This window comes from uncultured Gemella sp., assembly GCF_963525875.1.
Lineage (GTDB): Bacteria > Bacillota > Bacilli > Staphylococcales > Gemellaceae > Gemella.
In genome coordinates this window covers 1-4,892 of sequence record NZ_CAURMG010000067.1, presented here as the reverse complement: position 1 = coordinate 4,892, position 4,892 = coordinate 1, and the positions used below count along the sequence as shown (strand labels likewise).

General features: G+C 27.9%; 4 protein-coding genes. 1 reads left to right on the top strand and 3 read right to left on the bottom strand.

Annotation, left to right across the window (positions count from 1 at the left end):
* Positions 1-515, bottom strand: a 515-nt coding sequence (locus RWQ73_RS07625; protein WP_314407772.1) for an AAC(3) family N-acetyltransferase, incomplete at its 3' end; no start/stop codon positions are given.
* A gap of 128 nt (positions 516-643) precedes the next feature.
* Positions 644-2,224, bottom strand: coding sequence for an ABC transporter ATP-binding protein (locus RWQ73_RS07620; protein WP_314407771.1), 1,581 nt, complete (start codon positions 2,222-2,224; stop codon positions 644-646).
* A gap of 400 nt (positions 2,225-2,624) precedes the next feature.
* Between RWQ73_RS07620 and RWQ73_RS07615 the strand changes: the two genes are divergently transcribed.
* Positions 2,625-4,223 carry an ABC transporter ATP-binding protein gene (locus tag RWQ73_RS07615; protein WP_314407769.1) on the top strand — a complete coding sequence of 533 codons (1,599 nt, stop codon included), beginning with the start codon at positions 2,625-2,627 and terminating at the stop codon, positions 4,221-4,223.
* A 210-nt stretch (positions 4,224-4,433) separates the two neighbouring features.
* Here the strand turns inward: RWQ73_RS07615 and RWQ73_RS07610 are convergent, their stop codons facing one another.
* Positions 4,434-4,823: a hypothetical protein gene (locus RWQ73_RS07610; RefSeq protein ID WP_314407768.1), complete on the bottom strand. Its 390-nt coding sequence runs from the start codon at positions 4,821-4,823 to the stop codon at positions 4,434-4,436.
* Between the last annotated feature and the right edge of the window lie 69 nt (positions 4,824-4,892).

Genomic DNA, 4,892 nt, shown 5'->3' with positions numbered 1-4,892 from the left:
GCATTTTGATCATACAATCTCCCTAATGGTGAATTGTATCCTAAGCCATCATCTAATGGATGCTCTTTTATGATTTCCTGTGCTTTTTCTCCTACTGCTGAAAAAGAATATAGTGGATGAGAACTTCTAACAGAATGTTTTAGATTCATAACAAACTCGCTAAATTTCCCCATACCTCGTGTACTAGATAGATCAACATCATAAGATAAACTCTCTTGTTTTATTTTTTCTATCCACTCCTTAGGAACTTTAGGATGTTTCCAATACTCTGGAGACATATTTTCTAAAGATTGTGTTGGAACAACGAGCGTTCCACTTTCTCCTAATCTTTCAATAAGCGCTTCATAAATACATCTTGCACCGCCGATTATATAACCGAATTTACTAAGCGAGACATGTGCAATCAGGATATCACCTTCTCCTATTCCTAAACCTTTAAATAGATTTAAAAAATCACTTTTACCAATAGGCATTAAATTATTATCTAATGCATTACTCATAAACTTATAACTCATGCTTGTCCTCCTTATTAAATGAGAGTGACTCAAAATCTTATTTTCAGAGAAATCGATTTTTCAGCCACTCCCCTATGTCCATTCTTCTATATGAATTTAAATCTTTATTTTATTAATTTTAACTTACATTACAATTTTATAATATTATCAAATTTATCTCTTAATTCATCACCTATATCATGGCTAATCATTATTATCGTTAATTCTTTATTTCCTAACAGCATTTCTACTAAACTTTTCGCTGATTCTTTGTCTAAAGCTGATGTTCCTTCATCAATTAACAATATCTTTTTACCATTAAACAACGCTCTAGCTATAGCCAATCTTTGGCGTTGTCCTCCTGAAAGATTTTTCCCATGAACCTCTACTTTTGAATATAAGAAGTTCTTCTGTGTTAAGCCTACTTTTTCTAAATACTTAGTTACTTCACTATCCTCGGCTACTTCTCCCATAGTTATATTATCTTTGACTGTACCTGAGAATACAAAATTTTCTTGTTGAATTATAGTCAGTTTTTCTAGTATTTGCTTAGTAGATAATTTTTTCAAATCAACACTACAATACTCTACACTACCTTCATAATTTCTCAGTTGTCCCGTAATAATTTTAAATAATGTTGATTTTCCTACTCCACTATCTCCGCTTATTAGATATTTATTCCCCTCTTTTATATCAAGGTTCAAATTATTAAAGATCTTCTTGTCACCATAACTAAAACTTAAATTTTTAATATTAAATACTGTTTCTCTTAAAGAATATTCAACCGGTAAATGAGTATCCTTATTTTTCGACATGAACTCATCGTGCTTAGAAAATATAGGTTTTGCCCCTTTAATAAATGCTATTCTATAACCTACTTGGCTCATACCGTCAAATACAAGATTGGCAAACATTCCTACAGCCGCAACAGCACCAATTTCCAAATTATCTTTAACAACTAAATACCCTGTAACAAAAACTAATAACACTTGAAAAAAGACATTTAAACCGAAGTTAAGCATATAATAATTACTTTCCAATTTACTTTGTTTAACAAATACATTTTTCAAAATTCTACTTAAATTAGCTATTCTTTTAGGAATTATTTGTAATTTATTAAGAGAGAAATACGTATCATAGCCTAGAATCGTCTCCTCTAACGAAGTAACATAGTTTTCATTTTCTTTAGTAACTTCTGTTCCCATATTATGAAGTTTTTTATTAAAAATTTTTGGCAGATAAATTAATATTCCTGTTCCTATAATAGTAATTAAAGAAATGATCCAGTGATATTTTAATATAGCATAAAGAGAAAATACCACACCAGAAAGACTGTATATTATAGCAAATATATTTCTCAAACCTTTTTCTTGAATCATTTGAATATCATTGTTAAACCAAGATTGATAAACACCAGATGAGTTATCTTTATACTTTTCAATATCTAATTCTACAAGGTTAGTAGACAGATTATCCTTAACATCTATTCCAATATCTTGAATAAAAATCTCCTCTCTTACCTTTATCACTTTATCAATTACTATAATAAAAATCCACGTAACTGATAAGAATAAGATAATTTCAAAGAAACTATGTAGATTTCTATTAGTAAGCACAGTTATAGCATCTGCATTTAAAAAGTTACTTTTCATAAGAAATAACTGTCTTAACAGTATAAGAAAACAAATTAATAAGAACCTATATTTAAATTTTAAAATATATTTTTTCATAAATACCTCCTACTTTTAATTCCACTCAATTTAATAACAAACTACTAAGGGAGATTTTGGGAAATATATAAACACCAACTTATATTTATACATTTATTATAGTATGAAAAAAAGATGATAACAATATAAACTTATAATTTTCAGAAAACTTACTCTAATTATCTTGACACGAAAAAAAAAGTCAGTATAATTAAAGTTACATAAATACTATAGGGGATTCAAAAATAACTAAATCTTAAAAAAGTTTATATGAGAACTCGTATTTGTAGTCTAAACTCATCTTATAAAAGCTTTTTAGAGATCTAAGAAACTTCGTGGAGAAATTGACAAATCGGTATCTCGGAAGTCGCTATTTTTGAGTGACTTCTATAGAAATATAATCTATACAAAGGAGAGCAATATGATTAAAAATATTTTAGAAGTTATAACATTGAACAAATTAAAGTTATCCATTATGTTTATTTTAACACTAATAGTATCAATAGGGACTGTTTATGTTGTATACGCTCGTGTTGATATTGTTGATTCTGTAATATACAAAACAGGATCTCTTTGGACAAAAGTTGGCGTTATTATTTGTATTTTAATAATAGTAGAATTGCTTAGAGCGTGGTTAAAAATTATAATTGCACAATTAGTTAAACAATGGAAAATTTATCTAGGTGATAGAATTAGTAAAAATATCGAAACTATGTCTCAATCAGAATTTAATAAGGTTGATTCTGGTGAGCATATGACTAAATACACTTATCAACTTGAATTATTATCTACGTATTTATTCTCACCATTAACTGGCTTACTCAGTGCAATTGTATTATTTATCTCATCAGTAGTATTTTTATGGCTTATTAACTGGAAATTTGTTGTATTCGCCCTATTATCATCAATCGCTATGTTTTTAATAAGCGGTAAGTTCGGTAATAAAATTAGTGTAGGATATACAAACTTATCAATTTTATCAGGGAAATTCTCTGGAGTTTTAAAGGAATATTTAACAGGTTATGAAGATTTGAAAAATATCGGTAAGATAAATTTATTCTCAAGAAATGTTAAAGCTAGTCAGATTCAAAAAGAAGATCAACAGTATAGTATTTCTAAATTAATGGCATTGGGTGAATTAACTTTACAAAGTATCGAGAAGTTACTTGAATTATTAATTTTTATCTTTGCGATTTACTTAGTTTTAAAAAATGAATTAACTATAGGAACGATAGCTTCGGTATCTACTATACTAGGCATATACCTTACTTCTATCAATCAATTGGTTGATTTATATATTAAGGTAATCGGTACAAAAGAAATATTAAATAGCGTTATAACTAAATCAACTACTAAAGAAACACTTTACCCACATGTTGAAGAAAATATTGAATTTAAAAACTTTAATTATAGTTTCGGAGATAACCATATCATTAAAAACTTTAACTTTAATATAAATAAAGGTGGAAAATACGCCGTAATTGGTAAAAGTGGTTCTGGAAAATCTACTATAATCAAGTTACTACTAGGGAAATTACAATCCAACCAAGATAAAGTATTAATCGATGGAAATCCCCTTGAAATACAAGATGATATTAACTTCTCAAAAGAGATTGGATATGTGAGTCAACAAACATCTATTTTCAGCGGTTCAATTCGATATAACATCACTTTAGATGATAATTATTCAGATGAAGAAATATGGAGCATATTGGAAAAAGTTTGTTTAGCTAAGAGAGTTAAAGCTTTACCTGATGGCTTAGATCACAACCTATCTAATATGGGAGAAATCCTATCAGGAGGAGAAAAACAGAGATTAGTTCTTGCGAGAGTTTTAATTAGAAATTATCCAATTTTAATTCTTGATGAAGCAACCTCAGCATTAGATGAAAAAACAGCAGTACAGATAGAAAACAATATCTTAGCTGACAACAAGTTAACCTTAATAATGATTTCTCACCATATACAAGAAGAAATCAAAAAACAACTAACAGAATGTGTAGAATTAAAAGTACAGTAATATGATTTATTAAATGGTTTAAACAAAATGGGAGTGACTCAAAAATCATGATTTTTAAGTCACCCCCGTTTTTTTATTTTCCCCTATATATTCCAGCAACAACAGTACAACAATTATATTGAATACCTACATTCCAAATTAAAATTTTAAACTAAAAATTTCTACACTTTAAACAGTGTTTATCTCCTGCAATTATTCAAAAGTATAAACTTATGAGAATTTCTTATAAAAGTATAAATATCTCATTATAAATAGAAATGAAACTATCACAAATAGAAATGCAAACTTAACTAGATTATCTATAAATTGTAAATAGATAAATACTAGTAAAACTCCTGCTACTTCTACCAAGTATTCTATTACACTCGCTTTTTTCCAGTTGATTTTGTCATATAAGTCAACCACATAATATTGAGCAATACCTAATATCATAAACGCCAATGCAGCTAAACTATATGACTTAATATCTGTTTTATCTTGAGTGAAAGCTTCAGGTAAAAAGCTTGTAGTGTTAGTTAAATATTTATTCATCGCTATAAATAAGAAACCTACTACTTCAACTTGCAATACCAACAAACCTAAATCTTTAAGCTTATTCATTTTTCTCCTCCTCCCTTTTAAAATTATTTTATTAACTAATACAATATAATTACTTATACTTATTCGATT